This is a genomic window from Streptomyces sp. NPDC051738 (assembly GCF_044453205.1).
In the GTDB taxonomy this organism is placed as follows: domain Bacteria; phylum Actinomycetota; class Actinomycetes; order Streptomycetales; family Streptomycetaceae; genus Streptomyces.
The window spans coordinates 301,581-323,870 of the sequence record NZ_JBITCM010000002.1; the positions used below are offsets into that span (position 1 = coordinate 301,581).

Sequence of the window (22,290 nt, forward strand, 5' to 3'; positions counted from 1 at the left end):
CCAAAGTGGCTGGCTAAAGTCGCGGAGCCGACCGCCCCAGGCACAGCGGGTTTCCCTCCTCGCCCGCATGCATGTAGCGCGCCGCCTGGCGCGGCCAGCCGGGGCGAAGACAGAGGCAGGCCGCGCCGCAGAGGCGGCGCGCGCCCGCGCCGTGCGCGGGCCTTGATGAAGTAGGGAAAGTTCTATCCCGCTGGGATGAGGCGCCTGCCGTCGTGGCTCCGTACGTGGGGGCCGTTGCCGTCCAAGGCGTCCAAGAGCCTGATCGCGAAGACCTCGGCCATACGCTCCGCGACCTCGTCGGGCGTAAGCCATGAAACGGCCGTCGACTCACTCGACGTGCGCTCTGTGCCGCCGGACGGCTTGCAGCGGAAGACCAGGGCCACGATGCCCCGGGTCGTGTTTTTGTAGACGCCGGTGAGCTCGTCCACCTCGACGTGGATGCCCGTCTCCTCCAAGACCTCGCGGGCGACTCCCGCCTCGGGGGTCTCGTCGAGTTCGAGTACGCCGCCGGGGAGCTCCCAAGTGCCGTTGTCTGCCCGGCGGATCGCCAGGAGGCGGCCGTCTTCGCGCACGACTACTCCGGCCACAGATACGGAGTGCAGCGGCGGCGGCGTTGCTTCCTGTGATTGACTCATGTACAGGAGCATAGGAGGCAGAGAAGGACTATGGGAACCGCAGTAGGAGGCGAGAGGTCCGTGCCTCGGTATGTGCAGATCGCCGAAGAGATCATTCAGCAGATCCGAGCGGGTGTCCTCAAGCCTGGCGAGATGGTGCCGAGCGAGTCAGAACTAGTCGAACGCTACGAAGTCTCAGGCGGGACAATCCGTAAGGCCATGGTCGAGGTCCGAGCTAGTGGGCTGGTGGAGACCCGGCACGGCAAGGGCTCGATGGTGAAGGATCGGCCGCCTGTGCGGCACCGCTCCTCCGATCGCTTCCGACGCTCCCTCCGGCAGGGCGGCAAGGCCGCGTACCTCGCCGAGTCGGAACAGTCTGGCGCCACGGCCAAGGTGAGCGTCCTCTACATCGGCCCCATGGAGGCCCCCGAGGACGCCGCCCAGCGCTTGGGCGTCCCCGCCGGCACTCAGGTCCTCGCCCGGCGACGCCTCTACTTCCGCGACGGCACGCCCGTCGAGACCGCGACCTCGTACCTCCCCTGGGACGTCGTCAAGGAGATCCCCGAGCTGTTCGCCGAGAACCCCGGCGGCGGTGGCATCTACGCCCGACTCGAAGACCACGGCCACGAGTTCGCCGAGTTCGTTGAGACGCTGCAAGCGCGCCCGGCCTCCAAGGCGGAGGCGTCCGAGCTGGCGCTCAGCCCCGGTGCGCCGGTAGTCCATCTGATCCGTGAGGCCCGCACGACCGAGGGTCTCGTGGTCGAGGTCTGCGACACGCTCATGGCCGCTGACCAGTTCGTCTTCGAGTACCGGATCCCGGCTGCCGACTGACGCGCGCTCAACTCCCCGCAGCCCGTCGCGAGTTCTTCTTCGCGGCGGGTTGACTCATGTATAGGAGTGAGGCACTCTTCTTCATGTCACTCATGTACATGAGTGACAGAGTCCAGCCTCTATAGAGGAGTGATCTGCTGTGCGTCAGATTCCCGTCGACACCACCAACGCGACCGTGATGGTCGCCAAGACCCCCCAGCCCAAGGTCAAGGACCGCCGTACCGGTGAGATCGCCCTCGACAAGGACGGCGTCACGCTGATGACCGTGGAGGTCATGTTCTCCACGCCGGATGAGGTCGAGATCCTCAAGCTCACCGTCCCGCAGCCGGGCGTCTCGGAGGAGCTGACCATGGGTACCCCGGTCGCGCTGACGGGCCTGGTCGCCTCGGCGTGGGAGAACGAGTTCAACGGTCAGAAGCGGCACGGGATCGCCTTCCGCGCGGTGGCCGTGACCTCGCTCGCTGGTACGGCTTCGCAGGCTGAGGCTGCCTGATCATGACGTGGTTCATGGTCGCTCTGGTGCTGGTCGTCGCTGCCGCAGTGATCCTGCGGTGGCGGCGCCCCGCCTGGTACTGGCTGACCTTCGGGGTCACCCTCGCCACGCTGCGGGTCCTGGTCCGCTACGCCTCCGTCATGGACGCCTGCGGCCTCACGGTCCCGCCCTCCCGCTGGCGCCTGACCCTGGCCCGGGTCACCAACCGTCCCGTCCCCGAGTCCCGTCCGCCGCGCATCCTGCGCATCCGCCCGACTCGCACCGGTCTGGTTCTGCGGCTGGGCCTGCGTCCCGGGCAGGATGCCTTCGACGTCGCGGCGGCCTCGGACCGGCTGCGCCACTCCTTCAACCTGTACGGCGTCACCTCGCGTGAACTGCGCTCAGGCGTCGTCGAGGTGCGCATGACGGGCTATGACGTCCTCAAGCGGGTGCAGATGCCTGCCAGGACCGACAACGGTCCCATGCGCGTCCCGGTCGCCCTGCGTGAGGACGGTGCTGTCCACTACCGCGACTACCGGGCGGTTCCGCACGGACTGACCCTGGGTGCCACGGAGTCGGGGAAGTCCGTCTATCAGCGCAACCTGGTCGCCGGGCTGGCTCCGATGGATGTCGCGCTGGTGGGCATCGACTGCAAGCAGGGAGTTGAACTCTTTCCGCTGGCCCGCCGGTTCTCCGCGCTCGCCGACAACCCGGACACCGCCCTTGACCTCCTGGAAGCCCTCGTCTCCCACATGGAGGACGTCTACCAGCTCATCCGCTCCCAGCAGCGCATCAGTGTCGCGATACCGGATGCGGAGATCGCTGCCGATATCTGGGACCTGCCCGCCGACCTGTGCCCGGTTCCGGTCGTGGTCCTGGTCGACGAGGTCGCTGAACTCGCCCTGTTCGCCACCAAGGACGAGGAGAAGCGGCGGGACCGCATCATCACTGCCCTGGTCCGCCTAGCCCAGCTCGGCCGCGCCGCTGGCATCTATCTGGAGATCTGCGGGCAGCGCTTCGGCGCTGAACTCGGCAAGAGCATCACCATGCTCCGCTCCCAGCTCACCGGCCGCACCGCCCACCGCGTCAACGACGAAACCTCCGCCAACATGGCCTTCGGGGACATCTCGCCGGATGCCGTCCTGGCGGCCGTCCAGATCCCCACCGACATGCGAGGCGTCGCAATCGCCGGGGACTCCTCCGGAGGCTGGGCCCGCATCCGCGCCCCGCACACCTCGCTGCGCGAGGCCGTGAACATCTGCAACAAGCACGCGCACCGCGTCCCGGGCCTGCCTGCCCTGGCGGCCTTCCGCCCCGCGGTTGCCCCGCCGCTCCCGGCCTGGGCGCCGCTGTCCAAGACAGCCCCCGCCACCGCCTGACCTTCTCCCGCTCCACCGGTCGGCGCGACCGTTCCGCGCCAGGTCCCTACCCCTGCCATGCCTCATCACCGGAAGGAGCCGTGATGGCCCGCCCCGCCCTTCGTGTCGACGCCGTGCTCGTCCAGGCCGTCATCGCCGGGGCACTGTCCTTCGCCCACCTGCACGACCTCGCCGCCGCTGCCGGACAAGACGGCTGGAAGGCCTGGGCCTACCCGGTCTCGGTTGACCTGCTCCTGGTCGCCTCCTGGCGGCGGCTGCGTTCCGACGGTCCGTCCCGGCTGGCCTGGTGCTGGTTCGTGATCGCGCTGGTGGCCTCCCTCGGCGCCAACGTCGCCACCGCCGGACTCCTCGACCTCCAGCAAGTCCCGGCCTGGCTGCGCATCCTCGTCGCCGCCTGGCCCGCCCTCGCCTTCATGGGCGGCACCCTCCTCGCCCACTCCGCCCCCGACCACCCAGCACCCGAAGTGCCGGCCACCCATCCCGAGCCCGACACCGAGCTCGAACCGATCGCCTCGCCTGAGCCGGAACCCATCCCGGCCGTGGTGGCCGAGGCCGAGGGAACACCCGCGCTTCCGGCCGCCGAACCCGTCCCGGCTGCTCCTGCTGTCCCGGCTCCGCCGGTCCCGGCCGCGCTGGTCGACCACGCCCGCAAGGTCGCCGACGACCACCAGGCCCGTACCGGATCACCGATCGACACCGACACCCTGCGCGCCCGCCTCGGCGTCCCGCCGCAGCTGGCCGATGCCATCGCCGCCCAACTCGCCTGATTCGAAAGGACACCCCGATGCCTGCCCGCGACTACTTCCACTCCGTCATGCGGATCGGCCCCGTACAGATCGGCACCCACCGCGACCGCAAGGGCCGCACCCAGCACGCCGCCGTGTGCACCAACGACCGCTGCGGCTGGTCCGCCGACTACTCCAGCCAGACCGCCGCCCAGCTCGCCGCCCGCACCCACCGCTGCACCGTCCGCTAGGAGGCCACCGCCATGGACGTCCCCCTCTGGTTCGCCCTCGCCGCCGTCGGCTACCTCGGCATCAAGCTCATCCGCCCGCCCCTCTGGCTGGTCCTGGTGCTCCTCCTAGGCGGCTACCTCATCGCCGACAGCCTCCTCGCCCCGGTCATCGACACCGCCATCAAGTAACCACCTGAGAAGGGAAATCCACCATGTTTCGCCCCAAGGTCCCGACCATGCCGCAGCCGACGGGCCTGATCACCCCGCCCGCCGTCGTCGAGCCGACCGCCGTCATCCCGCACCAGGACGCCACCCCGGCCCCGGTCACCCCCGCACCCGCTCCCGGTGCCGTGTCTGCCCGGCCCACCGTCCAGCTCACCCCGGGCACCGTCGTCGCCCTGGTCGGCGGTGGCACGGCCGTGGTCCTGGTGGTCGGCGCCGTATTGGTCTCGATGCTCCTCGCGGTCGCCATCACCGGCGCCTCGCTCGCGATCTGCGCCCTGGTCATCCGCTCGCTCATCAACAGCGAAGCCAAGCGGCACTGACCGGCCCCCGGGCGGCCTCAACCGCCAAGTCTCCGCCGCCCGGGAGCCCTGCCCCTACCGAACCCGAAGGCCCGGAAGGAACCCCCAGCATGACGCACCGCACCACACCGACGCGCCGCATCTGCCCCGACTGCGACGGACACGCCTCCGCCGCTATCACCCTCGGCGGCCGCGACACCCGAGGCCACCTGCGGACCATCACCGCGCACTGCCCGGCCTGCCACGGCACCGGCAGCCGCCCGCTCCGCACGCGGGAGGGCGCCCGTGTCTGACCAGCTGCTCGACCCGACCACCCTCGGCGACCTGCTGAGGGTGGCTTCGGCCGACGACTACGACCGCTGGCACGAACAGATCCGCCGCACCGGCGGCTGCTCCGACCCCATCCACCTCACCGGCTGGACCCTCACCAAAGACAAGACAACCGGCGAGACCCTGCACCACTACTCCACCGAAAGCGAGCCCGGCGGACGCCTCCGCCTCGCCTGCGGCAACCGCCGCGCCTCCCGCTGCCCCTCCTGCGCCTTCACCTACGCAGGCGACACCTACCACCTCATCCGCGCAGGCCTCGCCGGAGACGACCACCGCGACATCCCCACCACCGTCCGCGACCACCCCCGCGTCTTCGCCACCCTCACCGCCCCCTCCTTCGGCCCCGTACACAACCGGCCCAACCACGGCACCTGCCGCTGCGGCACCCGCCACCCCTCCGACGACCCCACACTCGGCACCGCCCTCAACCCCGCCAACTACGACTACGCAGGCGCCGTCCTATTCAACAACCACGCAGGCAACCTCTGGCAGCGCTTCACAACCCGTCTGCGCCGCGAGATCGCTGCCCGTGCCGGACTCAGCCGCCGCGAACTCGCCGACCATGTACGCGTCTCGTACGGAAAGGTGGCGGAGTTCCAGAAGCGCGGCGCCCTGCACTTCCATGCGGTGATCCGGATCGACGGCCCCGAGGGACCCGAGACGGCTCCTCCGGCTTGGGCAACGGTCGACCTGCTCGCCGACTCGATCCGTGCCGCCGCCGTGCACTCGTACACCTCGGTCTCGGTGCCGGCCGTTTCAGACCAGCCCGCCCGCACCTTCCGCTGGGGCACACAACTCGACGTCCGCCCCGTCAATGCATTCGGTGACGGCTCCGACATCACCGAACAGGCCGTCGCGTCCTACGTCGCCAAGTACGCCACCAAGGCCGCCGAGAACACCGGCACCCTCGACCGCCGCATCGGCGAACTCTCCGAACTCGACCGCCACCAGGTCCCCGACCACACGCGCCGACTGATCGAAGCCTGCAAAACGCTCGACCCGCTCTACCCGGACCGTCGCCTCTGGGTCTGGGCCCACATGCTCGGCTTCCGAGGCCACTTCTCCTCCAAGTCCCGTCGCTACTCCACCACCCTCGGCGAACTCCGCCAGGCCCGCGCCGACTTCCGCGCCGCACAGGAACGCCAAGCCCTCGGCCTGGACGACGTCGAGCCGGACACCGTCCTCGTCCTGGCCGACTGGCAGTACGCCGGACACGGCCACACCCTCGGCGAATCGGCCCTCGCCTCCACCATCGCCCGCGATCTCCAGCACAACCGCGAAACCGCCCGCGAAGCCCTACGCGACCAGTCCGCCGACGACAGGGAGTGGTGACATGACCACCGAGCTGCCGAACCGCTTCCTGACCCCGGACGACCTGGTGGACATGTTCGAGCTGCCCAGCGTCGAGACGGTCTACCAGTGGCGCCGCAAGCGCACTGGCCCCCGCGGCTTTCGCGTCGGCCGGCACCTGCGCTTCGACCCCAACGACGTACGGGCCTGGGTGGACTCCCAGCTTGGGGAGGCTGCCTGATGGCCGGACACATCCAAGACCGCTGGTTCCGAACCGTGGTCAGCCCAGACGGCATGACCCGCAAGGTCAAGACTGATCGTCACGGCCTGGGCATGCGCTACCGGGCTCGGTACGTCGCCCCCGATGGCACCGAGAAGTCGAAGAGCTTCCCCGACAAGCAGAAGCGCTTGGCCGACGCCTGGCTGACCAATACCGAAGCCGACATGGCGCGCGGGCAGTACATCGACCCAAGGGCGGCCCGCGTCACCTTCCGCGAGTACACGGAACGGTGGATCGCCGCTCTCACTATCGACCTCACGAGCCGGGCCGCCGTGGAAGGTCGGCTGCGTCTTCACGCCCTGCCGTACCTCGGCACTCGCCCCATCGGCTCGTTCCAGCCTGAGCACATCCGCGACTGGAACCGCCAGCTCGAAGAGTCCGTGTCCTCAGCCCAGTACCGGCGCCTCATCTTCGACGCGGTCTCATCCGTGCTCAACGCGGCCGTAGATGACCGCCTGCTGGCCTCGAACCCTTGCCGGGCTCGCTCGGTCAAGGCACCTCGCCCCGTCCCGACACGCGTGCATCCGTGGACCGCTGAGCAGGTCTTCGGCGTGCGGACAGGTCTGCCCGAGCGCTACCAAGCGATGGTCGACCTGGGCGCCGGTTGCGGGCTGCGACAGGGCGAGATCCTCGGCCTGGCCGTCGACAGCATCGGGGACCTCGGCTGGCTTTACGTGCGCCAGCAGGTCAAGAAGGTTCGCGGCACGCTCGTCTTCGCCCCGCCTAAGCGCGGCAAGCTGCGTGACGTGCCCCTCGACACCGAGGTATCAGCCGCGCTGCAGGAGCACATGAAGCAATTCCCGCCGGTCGAAGTGACGTTGCCCTGGCTGACGCCAACCGGCCCGAAGGTCACGCATCGGCTTGTCTTCACAAGCAGCATCGGCGCCGCGATCTGGAGCCAAGGGTTCAACGACCAGTCCTGGAAACCCGCATTGGCATCGGCCGGCATCATCCCGACCCCCGAGAAGGGGCAGCGCTACGCGGCGGCCCGCGAGCACGGCATGCACGCCCTGCGGCACTTTTACGCCTCGGTCCTCCTGGACGCCGGGGAGAACATCAAGGCTTTGAGTCTCTACCTCGGTCACGGCGACCCGGGGTTCACGCTCCGCGTCTACACGCATCTCATGCCGTCCAGCGAGACCCGGACGCGGAATGCAATCTCCGCAATGTACCGGGCCGCCGGTTACGCTCACGACGGCCCAGAGACGGCCCAAGCTGCCTGAGACGGCCCCTCATCGGCGGGAAACCTGCTGGTGAGGGGCCCTTTCATGCCCTCTCGTGGCAAGTAACACCCCATCTTGCCGGATCGCCACCCCTGGGGGGAAACGGGTATGGGCGGGGGGCTCTGACCTGCGGTTTCGCTGCTGGACTACGGGCTGGACCGCGGACTGGACTCCGGTGACCGACCTCTGAGAGGGCGGTGCGGAGGTGCGGTCGTCCGGGTGTATTCGCGGCGGGATCGCGCATCCCGGCGTGCCGATGGGGCATTTCAGACTTTCTTCATATTAGCCTCTCGTGACTGTACGAAGTCGATCTCTCACAGATCGCGCACATCTCACTTCACCGGAGAAGACATGCACAAGCTTCGCAAGGCTTCCGTCCTGGTAGCCGCCCTGGGCAGCGTCGCCCTCCTGGGCGGCACCGCCTCGGCGCAGGGCATGGACGGTCACGGCAACTCCATCCTGCAGAGCTCCAACTGCAAGTCGCACGACCTGAACGTCGACGTCCTCGGCCAGGTCGGCCTGCTCAACGGCGTGCTGGGCAACGCGCTCAACGGCGAGGGCAACTCGGGCGGGCAGGACACCCACCTGGGCTCGAAGATGGGCTGCAACAGCAGCGCCTTCTAACCCCGGACTGGGTCCGCCGGCAGTGCGGACCGGTGCCCCACGGCACGAACTACCGGTGGAGTAAGGATCGTTGGGCAGACGGTCCCCGCAGTTCCGCCGATGGCAGCGCACCGGTATCCCGTGAGCCGTGCCGACCTGGAACAGGCGAGGGGGCGGTCCGTCAGTGGCGGACCGCCCCCTCCCTTGCGTGGGAACCCTCGCGTCGGAACCTCGCGTGGGAACTCCCGCCTCAGTCCTGAGCCGCCGCTCTTAGTCCCGAGCCGCCGCTTCCTTCTTCCGTACGACCACCAGGGCCGCGCCGCCGATCAGAACCAGGCCGATGGCGAGGCCCGCGATCAGAGGGGTCATGTCGGAGCCGCCGGTCGCGGCGAGGTTGGTGTCGTCGGTCGTGGTGCCCACGGTGGCGGGGCTGGGCTCACCGAGGGTCTGGATGTCGGGGCCCGCCGCATCGGCCTCGGTCACCTGCGTCATGCAGTCCAGCACGCCCGTGAACCGCTTCTCGAAGCCGGCCGGGCCCTGGATCGTGAAGTCGTACGCCTGGTCCTCCTGCAGCGGGACCGTCACCGTCCGGGACTCGCCCGCCGCGATGGTGTACTCGATGCCGAGCAGCTCGAAGGTGAACGGCTCGTCGCCCTCGTTGGCCGCGGTGATGTCGACGCCGCCCTTGTCGCAGTTCTCCACCGCGGACAGCGCGGGTATCGCACCGGTCTGCGCCCAGGTCGCGCTCGCCGTCGCCGAGACGGTCGACTCGCTGGAGCCGGCCAGGATCTGCGTCTGGCTGCGGCTCTCGGCGGCGAAGGCCCGCCCGACCGGCACGGTCGTCGAGGCCTGCACCGTCAGCTCGGCCTGGCCGTCCGCCGCCTTCGCGGGCACGTCGAAGAACACCTGACCGCCGTCCGCCGCGGACGTGACGGGCTTGCCGTCCTTGTCCACGATCCGCACGCCGCTGGTGGCCGCGTCCGCCGGCGGCGTCACCGTGACGCTCTCCGCGTCGGTGCGCACCGTCACCGGGCCGATCCGCTCACCGGGGTGACCGGAGACCGCGGGCGGGTCGAGCGTCAGTGACGCCCTCGGCTCCGCCACGCCCCGCGCGCTCTTCTCCAGGTAGTCCGCGAGCTGCTCGGCCTGCGGGTCGAGGGCGTCTACGGCCACGCCGTCCGAGTAGCGCCAGATGGCCACCTGGGTGCCGGCCGCCGCGTCCTGCTCGGTGAGGCCGCCCTTGACGCCCGCCTTGCCGGCGAGTGCCGCGAGGTCGTTCACCTGCGGGTAGGAGTTCTGCAGGATCCAGCGGATCTTGCCGGCGTCCTTGTTGGCGCCCAGCGAGGTGCCGCTCCAGGGGGTCTCGTGGTATCTGGCGTCGCGCTGCGTGGGGTTGTGGATGTCGACGCAGTACGTCTGCAGGGTGCCGCCTCCGTCGACGGACATCTCGAACAGGCCCGCCGAGATCTCCTGCTCCCCGGAGTCGGCGTGCACGACCGCCGCGCCGTACGTCTTCAGGCCGCCTATGGTGGCGGTCGCCCCGCCCTGGCCCCGCGCCGTACCGTCGGCCGCGGCCGGGCCGGCGCCGGCCACCACCGTGGCGGTGACGAGCCCGGACACCAGGGTCGAGGCGGCGAGGCGGGCCACCCCTCGCCCTCGCACCGACAGTGCAGAGAACGCAGCAAACACAGAATTCCCCTTCGAGCAGGACCCGTTGACGTGGGGGAAGGTCCCACCAGCAGAATCACAAGCCCCGAGAGCTATGCCCGGCATCCTAGGTACGCGGTGCACCACGCTTCCCTGGGATCCCGTCGGAGGGCCGATCCGACTCGGAATCGTTATCGCCAAGATCCCTTGTGAGCAGGGCTTATCGACAAATCCCCGGGGTCGTTCGGAGCGCATTCGCCGATAAGCCGCAGTTCGGTCAGCCGCCAAAGGTGACTGACGTCACGTCACCGCCACTGACTCCGGGGCCTGTTGGGAGTTGCCGTCCGCGGGTGGCGTCTCCCAGTCGGGCTCGGGCCGGTCCGGTGCCGCCGCGGCCCCCGTCTCCGGCCGCACGGAGCGCCGGAAGGCCGAGGTGCCGCGGGCGAGGTCATGGCCGATCGCCAGCGCGTCGATGTCGGCCGAGGTCCAGCTCTGCCCCTCGCGGACATCGGACCGCACCTTCAGCCTGCCCTGCACCACGACGGGATCCCCCACGTTCAGCGACCCGGCGGCGTTCGTGGCGAGCTGCCGATTGGCCCACACCGTGAAGAAGTTGGTGTGCCCGTCGGTCCACTCGTTCTTCGCGCGGTCCAGGTAGCGCGAGGTCACCGCGAGCCGGAAGCGCGCGGACGGTCCCGTCGCGAGCTCCCGGTACACCGGCTGTGTCGCCACGTTGCCCACCGCGCAGATGATCGTCTCGTTCATCGTCGAGAACCCCTCCCTCGCCCGGCCACTGCCGCCGGGCGGATACGCGTACGGGCCCGTCCCGTACGGCTGCGTCCGACGTGACGACGGCACACTCGCCGCCGTCACCGCGATCGACCGCACCGTCGCGATCGCCGCGAAGCCAGACTGCCTCCGCCGGGCCGAGCCCGCTGAGCCCTGTGGATCACCGCCCGTCTGTGGATAACTCCGCCATCCGAACGGGTGACTCACGGCTGCCGCCTCAGGGCGCCGCCCCCTCAAGAATGCTGCCCTCGGGGCCCGTATCGCCGCTACGGGCCCCCGTATTACCGCCCCCGGCCCCTATCACCGCCCCGGCCGGCCGCACTGCCCTGGCCCCGGGCCACCACCACAGGCCTCGGACAACCGCCCCGGGCCTCGGATCACCGCCCAGTGCCCCGCATCACCGTCCAAGGCCTTGGATCACCGCGCAGTGCCCCGCATCACCGACCAAGGCCTCGGATCACCGCCCACAGCCCCGTTCCCCCCCCGGCTTCGTATCCCCCCCCGCCCGGATCACCGCACCTTTCCGCCGACCCCCATCACCCGCCCGTACTGCTCCCGAACCTCCCGATAGCGCAGCAACTCGGCAGCCACCGGGTCCAGCACCCGGGCACGCCCGCACCCGGCCGCCGCCTCCCGCAACCGCCGCTCCGCCTCCAGGCCGTACCGCCGCGCAGGCCCCCGTGCCGCGATCCGGCAGCCCCACTCGACGAGCGGCCCGCCGACGATGCCGGCCACCATCAGCAGCACCGGTACGCCCAGGTTCGGGGCCATGACGCCGATGATCTGCGCCACCAGCCACAGCCCGCCGACGACTTGAAGGATCGTCATGGCCGCCTGCACCAGGACTGCGGCCGGCCACCAGCCAGGCCTCGGCGGCCGCCCGGGTGGCAGTCCGGCCCGCGCGGCCAGCTCGTCCAGCGCCTCGGGCAGCCCCTGGGCCCCCCGTACGGCGGCCTCGCGCACCGCCTGTGCCCAGGGCGCGGGCAGCCCGGCCGACGCCTGGTCGGAGATGGTCCGTACCGCCTGTTCGACGCGCTGCCGCGCGGTGGACTCCTCGTCCGTCTGGGCACGCAGGGACAGGCGCCCCGTCGGGGGTTCGCCCCGGTCCTGGTACCAGCGCCACAACCGCAACCACGGCGTCCCGCACGCGCGGTTGGCGTTGCGCAGCCATGCCCGCTCGGCGGCCTCGCCCGCGGCGGTCGCACCGATCGCGTCCGCGAGCCGGGCGGAGAACTCGTCCCGCGCCTCCTCGCTCAGCCCGGTCCGCCGACGCGCGGCGTACACCGGCCGCAGCCGCCACCCGGCGGCCTCCACGTCGGCCGAGATCCGGCGGGCCGCGGCCCCGCGCTGCGCCACGAACTGGCCGAGCGCCTCCCGCAGATCACCGACGCCGTCCCCGGTGAGCGCGGACAGCGCGAGCACCGTCGCGCCCGGTTCGCCGTGCTCGCCCAGCGCGATGCCGTCCTCGTCGAGCAGCCGGCGCAGATCGTCGAGTACCTGGTCGGTGGCCTCGCCGGGCAGCCGGTCGGTCTGGTTGAGGACGACGAACATGATCTCGGCGTGGCCCGCCATGGGCCGCAGATAGCGCTCGTGCAGGACCGCGTCGGCGTACTTCTCGGGGTCGACGACCCAGATCACCGCGTCGACCAGCGCCAGGACGCGGTCGACCTGCTCACGGTGCTGTACGGCCGCCGAGTCGTGGTCGGGCAGGTCGACCAGGACGAGCCCGCGCAGCTGCCCGTCCGCGGTCGAACTCTGTGCCGGGCGGCGCCGCAACCTCGGCGGAATGCCGAGCCGGTCGATGAGGCCGACCGCACCGTCGCTCCAGCTGCACACCAGGGGCGAGGAGGTCGTCGGCCGCCGTACGCCCGTCTCCGAGATGGTCACCCCGGCCAGCGCGTTGAACAGCTGCGACTTGCCGCTGCCGGTGGCGCCCGCGATGGCGACGACGGTGTGCTGCCCGGAGAGCCGGCGCCGCGCCGCCGCCTCGTCAAGGACCCGGCCCGCCTCGGCGAGCGTCTTGCTGTCGAGCCGCGCGCGGGACAGCCCGACGAGTTCGCGCAGCGCGTCGAGCCGGGACCGCAGCGATCCGTCGTAGGCGAGCGGCATCACGACCTGCCGCCCGGAGGCCCGCGCCTCCACGGCAGGGGGCTGCTCCGCGACGGCGGTCTCATTCACCCGCCGCGCGATGAGCCCGTCGTCCCAGGGGGTCGAGGCTTCCGCGGCGGAGGCGGCGTCCGTACGGGAGGAGGGGGTGGGGAGGGAGGAGGAATCAGGGCGCGAGGGAGACTCCTTACGGGGGGAGAACTCCGTACGGTCCGCGCGGGACGAGCCCTGCTTGCGGGACGAGGAGTCCGTAGGGGATGAGGAGTTCGTACGGGGCGAGGGGTCCGTACGACGGGAAGCGCCCCCGACCTCAGCGCCGCCGGAGCCGTTGGCACCCGCACTCCCGCGCGCGTGTCCGCCACCGACCCCCACGCGCGCGTGGCGGCCGCTCGACTGCTCGTCCCGCTTCCCCCACTTCCCCCAGAGCTTGCGCTTCTCCGGCTCCTCAGCAGCTGCGGAACTCTCGCTCACGCCGGTCTCACCCTCCTCGGCCACTGCGGAGCCCGCACCGTCACCCGGCTTCCCCTGGGCGGCGTCGTCGTCAACCGTTGCGCGCTCACTCTCTGCGCGCTCACCCTCCACTCGGTCGTCCGTCACGAGGAGACCGTCCTCGGCAGAGACCTCCTCGGAGGCACTGTTCTCGCGCTCGTCGCCATCGTTCTCGTAGTCGTTGTCGTTGTCCGTGCTGGCGCTGGCCTCCGGGAGATCGACGGGTTTCGTCTGGTCCTGTTCCGTTTGGTTCTGGTCAGTGACGGCAGTCACCGGTCACCTCTCCTTCTGCAGTACGGACAGCGCGGCGATGAGTTCGGCCTGGGGGTCCGGATTGACCTCAAGGCCGTCGAGCGGGGCGAGCCGGCGCTCGCGTTCGTTGTGCATGACCCGGTCCAGGTGCTCGCTGAGCAGCCGCCCGGCCCGGTCGCGCAGCCGCAGCGCCCCGTGCGCCCCGATCCGTTCGGCGAGCCCCTCCCCGGCGGAGCGTGCGCGGCGGGCGCCGAGCAGGGCGGTGGCGACCAGGGCGGCGACGACCTCGGGATCCTGGACGACACCGCGCTCGATGTCGTTCACCTCGTCCTCGGCGTACTCCTCGAGCTCGCGCCGCCAGCGCCGTACGGCCATCCCGATACGGTGCTCGACGCCCGTCGGCCCCGAGTCACGGCTCGTCAGCTCGGGCGCGTCGGCGGCCGGTTCACGCCGCCAGGCGTCGTCGACGCGCTCGTCGGCTGCGGTGACGGCGCACAGCAGGAGGGTGCTCAGGCTCTCCACCAGCGAGTCGAGGAGCTCCTCGGCGGAACAGTCGAGCGGAAAGGCGCGCCAGCGCTTCAGGGCGTCGCCGGCGAGCACGGCGCCGGACTGCAACCGGCTCCGCACGCGCGCGTACTCGCTGTCGTACGCCGAGTCGACGGCGGCGGTGAGCCGCAGTGCGGCGGCGTACTGCGCGGCGGCGGCACCGGCGAGTTCGGGCATGCGGGCCTTGAGGGAGTCGAGGAGCCCGTGGGCCGTACGGGCCACGGCGTTCCGGCGTGCCGCCGGGTCGTTGGCGTGATGGACGAGCCAGCTGCGCAGCTGCGCCACCGCCGTGGCCGGGAGCAGCCCACCGCCCCAGGCCGATTCGGGCAGTTCGGGCACGGTGAAGCGGGGTACCTCGCCCAGGCCGGCCTTGGTGAGAAGCGCGCCGTACTGCCGCGACACCTCGGAGACGACCTGATGGGGAACCCGGTCCAGGACGGTCACGAGGGTGGCGTCGTACTCCTTGGCGGTGCGCAGCAGGTGCCAGGGGACGGCGTCGGCGTACCGGGCTGCCGTCGTCACCATCACCCAGATGTCGGCGGCGCAGATGAGTTCGGCGGCGAGGGCGCGGTTGTCGGCGAGCAGGGAGTCGATGTCGGGCGCGTCGAGAAGGGCGAGCCCGGGCGGCAGCGTGTCGGCGGTCTCCAGCCGCAGCACGCGCGCGGAGTCCTCGCCGGGCAGCATCAGCTCCTCGGCCGGATCGTGCTCGGGCACCCACACGCGCGTGAGGTCGGGCAGTACGCGCATCCCGCTGAACCAGTGATGGTCCTCCGGATGGCAGACCAGCACCGGGGTCCGGGTCGTCGGCCGCAGTACGCCCGCCTCCGTCACGCGTCTGCCCACAATGGAGTTGACGAGCGTCGACTTGCCGGCGCCGGTGGATCCTCCCACCACGGCCAGCAGGGGCGCTTCGGGCTCTCTCAGGCGGGGCACCAAATAGTCGTCGAGCTGCGCGAGCAGTTCGTCGCGGTTGGCACGCGCGCGTGGGGCTCCCACCAGGGGCAGCGGGAAGCGTGCGGCGGCGACACAGTCGCGCAGGGCGGAGATCGCGTCGAGCAGCTGAGGCCGTACGTCCAAGGTCACCACATGCGAAGAATGCCCAATTTTAGGGGAATTCTGAAGCATATGAGCATGTCTGCGCGCCGACGGAACACAAGGGACGGAAGGGACGACTGAGACACAGGCACAGTCCAGGCATAACGAGTGCACAACACCAGGGGCGCAAGAGCCCAAAAGCGGTGCACGATTCGTACCTGCCTGCGATTATCAGGACCGCTTCACCGAACCTCCACATCGAGCCACGGAGGCGAAGCAACAGGGACACGGATGCGGGAGCCCTATCCTTGTCCCCGGCAACGTCACGGACCAGCCCCACCCGGGCACCTGGACCGAGCCCACCACGACCGGCCCCCGTAGCTCAGTGGATAGAGCAGGCGCCTTCTAAGCGCTTGGCCGCAGGTTCGAGTCCTGCCGGGGGCGCCCAGTCTCCGCCCTCCCGTCGGGAGGGCGTTTTTGCTGGTCAGAGGCCATTTATCGGACTCGGCGGAGCAGCTTCGTGAGTGCCGGTGCGCCCTCGGGCGGAGTCGGCGGGTGTCCGGCTGGAGACGATTTCGTCCGGCCCTGGGCGGGTGTTCTTCCCGAAAACTTCCCGAAGTTTCGGAGCGGTCTCTCTGCAGCCCCTCGGCGGTCGAGGCGCGACGACCCCCCGGCCACGCTCTTCAGATGAGGGCAAATCGCCATACAGGTTGAAGGAGCGCTGGATATCAGATCATCCTTGCCGCCATGAGTCTCGTCTCCACCTCCTTCGATGTGCCCGACATGGGCGACTACGCACACGACTGGGCCTTGGTTGATGTGGAGACGTCGGGCCTCATGGCCCGGCGAGATCGCGTGCTGTCCGTCGCGGTGATCACGATCGGTCCGGATGGCGAGCAGACCGGGGAGTTCTCGACCCTGCTCAATCCGGGCTGCGATCCGGGGCCGGTGGAGGTGCACGGGCTGACCGTCGAGCGGTTACAGGGTGCACCGACGTTCGACCAGGTCGCCGGGCGGATCGGGGCGATGCTTCAGGACCGGGTCCTAGTCGCCCACAACGCCCAGTTCGACTACGACTTCCTGGCCTACGAGTTCGCCCGTGCGCGGATGTGGCTGCCGGTGTCGCAGCGGCTGTGCACCCTGGCGCTGAATCGCCAGGTGGATCCGCCGACGGACGACATGAAGCTCGGCACCCTCGCCGCCCATTACGGCATCCCCCAACAGCGGGCGCACGATGCGCTGGACGACACGCGTGTGCTGGCCGGGATCCTGCGGGCGTCACTGCGCGAGGCAGCGCGGCTCGATCTGCCCCTGCCGCTGGTGACCTGCCCGCCCCGGGCGGAATCGCAGTTCACGCCCAAGCCGCCGAAGACACCCTGCGCTTACCGCAATCCGGGACGCATGACTCCCGGCGGGCCTCTCCAGCAGGGGATGAAGATCGCGATCACCGGTGAGACCGCCCATGCCCGGGCAGAGCTGGTCGGGCGGGCGGTTGCCGCCGGGCTGAACATGATGACCTCCGTCAGCCGGCACACCAGCGTGCTGGTCACCAATGAACCGGCGTCCGGTTCGGCAAAGGCCCGACGCGCAGTCGCCGAAGGCGTGCCGGTCATCGACGAGCACACCTTCCTGCGGATGCTGGCCGACGTACGACCGGGGACAGCGCATGAGGCGACGGCCGTCGCTGTCGCCCCGGTGGCCGAGCCGGAAGCAGAACCCGTCGTCGGCCCCGTGGAGCCGGCGCCCACCACGGCCTCTGCCACACCCGTGCCGGAGGCCGCGGCCCTCCCCAGGGTCGCCCCCGGTGCGGGGGTACCCGCTCCGCGTCGACCGGTGCCCTCCGTCGGCACCTTGGACAAACCTCTGGCGGGGCGTCGCGTGCTGGTGCTAGGTGGTGTCCATTCCGATGCCGCGGCGGCCCGTACCCGCATCGTCGAGCTGGGCGGCTCAGCGGCGATCAACCTGTCCGCCAGCGTCACCGACGTCGTACTCCTGGAGGGAGGACCGGGCGACCGGCGCATGAGCCGCATCACCGCCCTCGAACTCCCCGTGCACGACCTCCACTGGCTCACCGCTCCGACCGTCACCGCCCCGGCCACGGCGGCCCTCCGGCCCCAGGAGCCGCACGTGGTGCCGCGAGGCGGTGTCATCGACCTGCCCATGCCCCACGGCAGACCCGCGCCGGAGTGGTACGTCACCGCCGGCTGGGCCCCGCAGACCGACTACGAGATCGACGTCGTCGCCTTCCTCCTCGACGAGGACGAACAGGTCACCTTCGACGAGGACTTCATCTTCTACGGCGCTCCGGAGAGCCCCGCCGGAACCGTGCGGCTGCTGACCGGCGGCCCTGCCGAACAGACCATCGCCCTCAACCTGGCCGCCCTGCCACCCGCGACGCGCAAGGTCGTCGTCGCCGCGGCCATCGACGGCGCCGCCACCTTCGGAACGGTCGGTGCGATCCAGATCGGTGCCGCCCCCGGCAGCAGCGGAGCACCGCTCGCCCGGGCAACCCTGGACGCCGCCACCACCGAACGCACCATGCTGCTCGCGGAGATCTACCGCAGAGGTCCGGTCTGGCGCCTACGCACCGTCGGCCAGGGCTACGACCACGGCCTCGACGCCCTCGCACGCGGATACGGCATCGACATCGCCGACTGAACGACGGCGCCGGGAGCGGAGATCTGCGCGTTCCTGCGTCCGGGTCAGGCTCGGCGACGTGGTGCGGGCGTGGATCCGGGCTTGGGCACCGGCATGCTCGGGGCCGGTCCGGCGGGCAGTCGCTGGGGGCCTTCGATGCGCTGCTGGAGTTCGGCGAGCTGGCCCGTGATGCAGCGGGCGTAGGTGGCGAGCAGGACGGGGACGCTGTTGCCGGCCCACTCGGCGACCTGGGCGGGTGGGATGCCGTTGTTGAGCCAGGTGGTCAGGCAGGTGTGGCGCAGGTCGTAGACGCGCTTGCCCACGGGTGACTCGTATTCGTGCTCCGGCAGGACCGCCTTGCGGGCCTTGTTCCAGGCGCGGCGGAAGACCGATCCGGCCAGCAGCCCGCCCTTCTCGCCGGGGAAGAAGAGGTCGCCCGGCTGGAGGCCGTCCCTTTTGATCAGGTCGCGGAGGACAGCGACGAGTGCCGGGTGGGCGGGGACGGGGCGGGTGTCGCCCTCGGCGCGGCCCTTCAAGTCGCGGGTCTCGTGGACGCGGCCGTCGTCGGTCCACTGGCTGCCGACCTCGGGCTCGGCGGTGTGGACGAGTAGCTCGCCCCAGCTGTCCGCGGGCAGTGTGGCGGCGCTGACGCGGAGGGCTATGGCCTCCTCCGGCCGCAGACCGGCGTAGTACAGGGTGGCGAAGAAGGCGTGGAGGCGGTGGCCGGTGCGAGGGCGGTCGGCGATCCAGGCCAGGAGGCGGGCGACCTGACCCGGGTTGAGCAGCGACCGCTTGTCGACGGCCTCGGCCACCTTGGGGGCGGCACCCTCCTCCTTGCCCTTCGGGAGCGGGTTGGCGGTGAGGATCTTCTGCCGGACGGCGTACTTCATCGCCACGTTGAGGATCCGCTGCTCGCGCTTGATGGAGCCGGCGGTGGCCGGGCTGCCGTCCAGAAGTGTGTCGAGCGCATGCAGGACGGCGTCGACGCGTTTGGTGTCCTCCCAGGCCGTCATCGGCAGGGAGTTGCGGGCTATCCACGACAGGACGGTACGGGCCTCGGGCGGCGCCTCGGATGGCACCCGCTCGACAACGACGTACTCGTCGAACAATGCGAAGGCCGCCTGGTGACCATGCCGCTGCGGACTATGGTGACGCCCTTGCGCGACGATGCCCGCTGCCCCTCAGGGCCAGTACGGCTGTTCTCGCTCCCTATGTGACGGAGGGTCACCCAGCACGGCGACCAGAGTTCACCCATCAGTGTCGGGGCTCGGTTACGTGCACACGAGTGTCGCGTACGTTTCGCCGGACCGATCGGCGAAGCCGCCTACCTGCGGGCAGTTCAGGTCACCGCATGCCTGGGGATGGTACTCGGACAGACTCCCCGGCTCCGCTCCCACCATCAGTCAGTTGCCGGTCGCTCCGCCGTGCGGACACGACACCCGTATCCCGCGAGGGGTTCCCGCCCCACTGCTCCCGAGGGGGTACTTCCTCGCCCTTCATCAGGAAGGCGTCAGCGGTGAGTTCTGCATTGTCGCCGACCGTGGTGCCGTAGTGGACGAGGGCGCCGACGCCGACGGTCACGTTCGCACCCAGGGTGATGCGGTCGGACTTGAAGGCGCCGTCCTCCTGCGAGTGGCACTGGATGACGGTGGCGGCGTTGAGGGTGCTGCCGTGCCCGATGGTGACGAGGGTCCGCTCGGGCAGTGCGCAGCCGTCGTCGAAGACCCGGCCTCCGATTCTGACCCCCAGCAGGCGCCAGACCATGGTCTTGAACGGCGTGCCGTTCAAGATCTGTTCGAACCGGTGGGAGGACAGCTTCCAGTAGCGTTCGTGCCGCCAGAAGGAGAGGTCGTAGATCGAGCAGTACAGCGGTTTCAGAGGGTGGATTGCCGTGACGATCCGTTCGACCAGTGCGAAGTAGCAGACGGTGAACGCCAGGGTGAGCAGGCCGGCCAGGGCGAACACTCCCGCGCCGACAGTGGGATAGAGGTCGACGGCGGCCATGGTGATGACACTGAGCCCGAAGAAGTGGACCCAGCGCACCAGCAGGAACAGGCTCGCGGTGAGCGCGTTGTGCTTGTTCTTGGCGGCCAGGCGGCGGCGCAGTTCGTCGCCGGTGGCCAGGTCGTCGAACTGCCGGTCGCGCATCACGGTGCGGGGTATCTCGAAGCTGGGAGAGCCGAGCAGGCCGACACCTTCGCGGACGGGTCCGTCGACGGGGACCATGGCCTTGGTCGCGAGCAGGCAGTTGTCGCCGGTCCGGCCGCGTGGGGGATAGACGATGTTGTTGCCGAGGAAGTTGCGTGGCCCGATCGTGGTTCGGCTGACGCGGAAGGAGGTCGCCGAGTACTCGGTGTTGATGACCGACAGGCCGTCGGCGATCATCGTTCCGCTGCCGACCTGAGTCAGGTACGGGATGTCGTGCTTGACCAGCGAGCCGAAGTTCGACCCTGTCTGTTCGACGCGGCACAGGTCGTATCCGAGGGACCGCAGATAGTGGACGATCGCCGAGCTGTCCCCGAACAGGGTGGTGAAGAACCTGATGTTGGTCATGCGTGTGATCACGCGCTGAACGCTGTAGTGGAAGCCGTACAGCGGGTAGGTCCTGCCCGGCTCGAGCATGAGATTGAGCAGGCGCGGCACTGTCCTGATCGCCAGCAGGCCGATCAGCAGGCCGCCGAAGAAGGCGATCAGGGAGGCAATGAGTGCCTCCAGGTAGAACGTCGGGCTGCCGAAGGCCGCCACTCCGATGGTCGCCACAGCGTTGAGCTGTGGCACCGCGGACACCACGATGCTCAGGCCCGCCACGGTCAGCGGCAGATACAGCAGAAGCACGCCGACGAGCTGCCACGAACCGTAGAGCGCCCTGCGCGGGGTGCCGCGGGCCCCCGGGCCGACAGTCCGGAAGTCGGTGTCGGTCGGCTGCGCGGGCGTGCCGTGCCACGCCTGGCCGGCCGGCACGGTCTGTCCCGGGTGCAGGGAAGAGGCGTGGCCCAGCTGGGCGCCGTCACCCATCGACACATGTATGTCGACGACCGACTGCTCCCCGATGGTCACACCAGCACCGAGGGTCACCGGCCCTGACTCGATCCAGCCGTCGTACGCGCGATAGCCGGAGAAGAACACGTCCTTGCGGACGACCGTACCGTCACCGAGGGAAATCAGGTCGGTGCAGACCGGAACGTTGCGAGTGAGGATCGTGACGCCTTTGCCGATGTGCGCGCCCAGTGCTCTCAGGTACAGCACGTACAGCGGTGAGCCGATGAAGAGCCGGACCGGGCTGGACCGGATGAGGGTCTTGACCCACCAGAAGCGCAGGTAGCCGAAACTCCACACCGGGATCCCGCGTGGAGTGAAGCGGCCGATGAGCAGCCACTTGGCCGCGATCGGAAAGGCGCACATGACCAGGAAGACCGCCGCCCCGAACAGGACCGCCCGCTGGTAGACGTCCACCGTGCCGGAACCGGCGACGATCCACGCATAACCCCGGACGAAAGCAAGGCCCCCCAGGCACGACATACCGCCAAAGGTCAACAACTGGGCCGCGCCGCACAGCACGTACTGCCATCTACCGGACGGCCGACCGACAGGGGTGTCGATCGGTTCGACGTCCTGCACGGGTTCCGCAGAACCGGCCGTGACGGGAGCGGGAGACGTGTCGGTCTGCACGAGGGCGGCCGCCAGGTCACGGATCGTGGAGTGCCGGTACACGTCTTTCATGGACGCGGTGGGAAGGTCGTCGCGTTTGCGGAGACGGGCGCAGAAGTGCGCCATGACCAGGGAGTCGGCGCCCAGTTCGGCAAAGAAGTGACCATCCACCGGCACCCGCTCGGTGTGCAGAACCTCGGCCAGCACCTTGGCCAGTGACGCTTCCATGTCGCTCGATTGCTCGGCCGGCGCCTGCACCGCTGTGCCGGATGGTGCGTCGGCGCGGGCGGGGGCCAGGTCGGTGCCCTTGAGTGCGGCCGCCAGGTCACGGATGTTGGAGTGCTGATAGATGTCCTTCATGGACGCGGTGGGAAGGTCGTCGCGTTTGCGGAGACGGGCGCAGAAGTGCGCCATGACCAGGGAGTCGGCGCCGAGGTCGGCAAAGAAGTGACCATCCACCGGCACCCGCTCGGTGTGCAGAACCTCGGCCAGCACCTCCGCCAGCGCCGCCTCAGTACGGGCCCCGGCGTTGCCCGTGGCAGCACGGTGCTCAAGGGCGACAGCACCGTCCGGGCCGATTCCGGGACCTTCGTCAAGGGAGTTGCAGGTCACGGCAGTTCCTCCCAGCCGTTCCGACCGG

21 protein-coding genes and 1 tRNA gene are annotated in these 22,290 nt (G+C 70.0%); 15 read left to right on the forward strand and 7 right to left on the reverse strand.

Features of this window, described 5'->3' with window-relative positions; genetic code table 11:
• Positions 1 to 182: 182 nt before the first annotated feature.
• A complete protein-coding gene (locus tag ACIA8X_RS05945) occupies positions 183 to 647 on the reverse strand; it encodes an NUDIX hydrolase (protein WP_393451668.1) in 465 nt (154 codons plus the stop codon).
• A gap of 18 nt (positions 648 to 665) precedes the next feature.
• Here ACIA8X_RS05945 and ACIA8X_RS05950 point away from each other — a divergent pair, with 18 nt between their 5' ends.
• From ACIA8X_RS05950 to ACIA8X_RS06005, 12 genes are all read left to right on the forward strand, one after another.
• Entirely contained in the window at positions 666 to 1,445 is a 780-nt protein-coding gene (locus tag ACIA8X_RS05950; protein WP_393451671.1) for a GntR family transcriptional regulator, read from the forward strand.
• A gap of 139 nt (positions 1,446 to 1,584) precedes the next feature.
• Positions 1,585 to 1,938 (forward strand): hypothetical protein, encoded by a 354-nt coding sequence (locus ACIA8X_RS05955; protein ID WP_393451674.1) that lies wholly within the window; start codon positions 1,585 to 1,587, stop codon positions 1,936 to 1,938.
• Positions 1,939 to 1,940: 2 nt separating this feature from the next.
• Positions 1,941 to 3,296, forward strand: a complete 1,356-nt coding sequence (locus tag ACIA8X_RS05960; protein ID WP_399457843.1) for an FtsK/SpoIIIE domain-containing protein — start codon at positions 1,941 to 1,943, stop codon at positions 3,294 to 3,296.
• A gap of 83 nt (positions 3,297 to 3,379) precedes the next feature.
• Positions 3,380 to 4,063 carry a DUF2637 domain-containing protein gene (locus tag ACIA8X_RS05965; RefSeq protein ID WP_393451680.1) on the forward strand — a complete coding sequence of 228 codons (684 nt, stop codon included), beginning with the start codon at positions 3,380 to 3,382 and terminating at the stop codon, positions 4,061 to 4,063.
• Positions 4,064 to 4,080: 17 nt separating this feature from the next.
• Entirely contained in the window at positions 4,081 to 4,272 is a 192-nt protein-coding gene (locus ACIA8X_RS05970) for a mobile element transfer protein (RefSeq protein WP_393451683.1), read from the forward strand.
• 12 nt (positions 4,273 to 4,284) lie between these two features.
• The gene (locus ACIA8X_RS05975) at positions 4,285 to 4,440 is read left to right on the forward strand and encodes a hypothetical protein (RefSeq protein WP_093746058.1); all 156 of its coding nucleotides are present in this window, start codon (positions 4,285 to 4,287) and stop codon (positions 4,438 to 4,440) included.
• A 23-nt stretch (positions 4,441 to 4,463) separates the two neighbouring features.
• A complete protein-coding gene (locus ACIA8X_RS05980; protein ID WP_393451686.1) occupies positions 4,464 to 4,796 on the forward strand; it encodes a SpdD-like protein in 333 nt (110 codons plus the stop codon).
• An 89-nt stretch (positions 4,797 to 4,885) separates the two neighbouring features.
• Positions 4,886 to 5,068, forward strand: coding sequence for a hypothetical protein (locus tag ACIA8X_RS05985; protein ID WP_393451689.1), 183 nt, complete (start codon positions 4,886 to 4,888; stop codon positions 5,066 to 5,068).
• Entirely contained in the window at positions 5,061 to 6,437 is a 1,377-nt protein-coding gene (gene repSA / locus ACIA8X_RS05990; protein WP_393451692.1) for a replication initiator protein RepSA, read from the forward strand. Before ACIA8X_RS05985 ends, repSA begins: the two co-directional genes overlap by 8 nt.
• Before the next feature lies 1 nt (position 6,438).
• Positions 6,439 to 6,636 carry a helix-turn-helix transcriptional regulator gene (locus ACIA8X_RS05995; RefSeq protein ID WP_393451695.1) on the forward strand — a complete coding sequence of 66 codons (198 nt, stop codon included), beginning with the start codon at positions 6,439 to 6,441 and terminating at the stop codon, positions 6,634 to 6,636.
• The gene (locus ACIA8X_RS06000) at positions 6,636 to 7,898 is read left to right on the forward strand and encodes a tyrosine-type recombinase/integrase (protein ID WP_399457844.1); all 1,263 of its coding nucleotides are present in this window, start codon (positions 6,636 to 6,638) and stop codon (positions 7,896 to 7,898) included. The genes ACIA8X_RS05995 and ACIA8X_RS06000 overlap by 1 nt, the downstream gene beginning before the upstream one ends.
• A gap of 351 nt (positions 7,899 to 8,249) precedes the next feature.
• Positions 8,250 to 8,522: a hypothetical protein gene (locus ACIA8X_RS06005; RefSeq protein WP_393451701.1), complete on the forward strand. Its 273-nt coding sequence runs from the start codon at positions 8,250 to 8,252 to the stop codon at positions 8,520 to 8,522.
• Positions 8,523 to 8,771: 249 nt separating this feature from the next.
• On the opposite strand, the gene ACIA8X_RS06010 is transcribed toward ACIA8X_RS06005, so the two are convergent.
• Together ACIA8X_RS06010 and ACIA8X_RS06015 are read right to left on the reverse strand one after the other, a co-directional pair.
• Complete coding sequence (locus tag ACIA8X_RS06010; protein WP_393451704.1) at positions 8,772 to 10,190, reverse strand: Cys-Gln thioester bond-forming surface protein; 1,419 nt, start codon at positions 10,188 to 10,190, stop codon at positions 8,772 to 8,774.
• A gap of 258 nt (positions 10,191 to 10,448) precedes the next feature.
• Entirely contained in the window at positions 10,449 to 10,913 is a 465-nt protein-coding gene (locus ACIA8X_RS06015) for a single-stranded DNA-binding protein (RefSeq protein WP_393451707.1), read from the reverse strand.
• On the opposite strand from ACIA8X_RS06015, the gene ACIA8X_RS06020 reads away from it, so the two are divergent.
• Positions 10,897 to 11,118: a hypothetical protein gene (locus tag ACIA8X_RS06020; RefSeq protein WP_393451710.1), complete on the forward strand. Its 222-nt coding sequence runs from the start codon at positions 10,897 to 10,899 to the stop codon at positions 11,116 to 11,118. The two genes, ACIA8X_RS06015 and ACIA8X_RS06020, sit on opposite strands and share 17 nt — an antisense overlap.
• A 329-nt stretch (positions 11,119 to 11,447) precedes the next feature.
• Here the strand turns inward: ACIA8X_RS06020 and ACIA8X_RS06025 are convergent, their stop codons facing one another.
• Positions 11,448 to 13,805, reverse strand: coding sequence for a GTPase (locus ACIA8X_RS06025; RefSeq protein ID WP_393451712.1), 2,358 nt, complete (start codon positions 13,803 to 13,805; stop codon positions 11,448 to 11,450).
• 3 nt (positions 13,806 to 13,808) lie between these two features.
• Positions 13,809 to 15,416: a dynamin family protein gene (locus ACIA8X_RS06030; protein ID WP_393451715.1), complete on the reverse strand. Its 1,608-nt coding sequence runs from the start codon at positions 15,414 to 15,416 to the stop codon at positions 13,809 to 13,811.
• Between the two features lie 320 nt (positions 15,417 to 15,736).
• On the opposite strand from ACIA8X_RS06030, the gene ACIA8X_RS06035 reads away from it, so the two are divergent.
• Together ACIA8X_RS06035 and ACIA8X_RS06040 are read left to right on the forward strand one after the other, a co-directional pair.
• A tRNA-Arg gene (locus tag ACIA8X_RS06035) sits at positions 15,737 to 15,809 on the forward strand.
• A gap of 303 nt (positions 15,810 to 16,112) precedes the next feature.
• Positions 16,113 to 18,023, forward strand: coding sequence for a TerD family protein (locus ACIA8X_RS06040; protein WP_393451717.1), 1,911 nt, complete (start codon positions 16,113 to 16,115; stop codon positions 18,021 to 18,023).
• Between the two features lie 44 nt (positions 18,024 to 18,067).
• Here ACIA8X_RS06040 and ACIA8X_RS06045 read toward each other — a convergent pair whose 3' ends face one another.
• Positions 18,068 to 19,111 carry a tyrosine-type recombinase/integrase gene (locus tag ACIA8X_RS06045; RefSeq protein WP_399457845.1) on the reverse strand — a complete coding sequence of 348 codons (1,044 nt, stop codon included), beginning with the start codon at positions 19,109 to 19,111 and terminating at the stop codon, positions 18,068 to 18,070.
• Positions 19,112 to 19,346: 235 nt separating this feature from the next.
• Positions 19,347 to 22,262, reverse strand: coding sequence for a Pls/PosA family non-ribosomal peptide synthetase (locus ACIA8X_RS06050; RefSeq protein ID WP_399457846.1), 2,916 nt, complete (start codon positions 22,260 to 22,262; stop codon positions 19,347 to 19,349).
• Between the last annotated feature and the right edge of the window lie 28 nt (positions 22,263 to 22,290).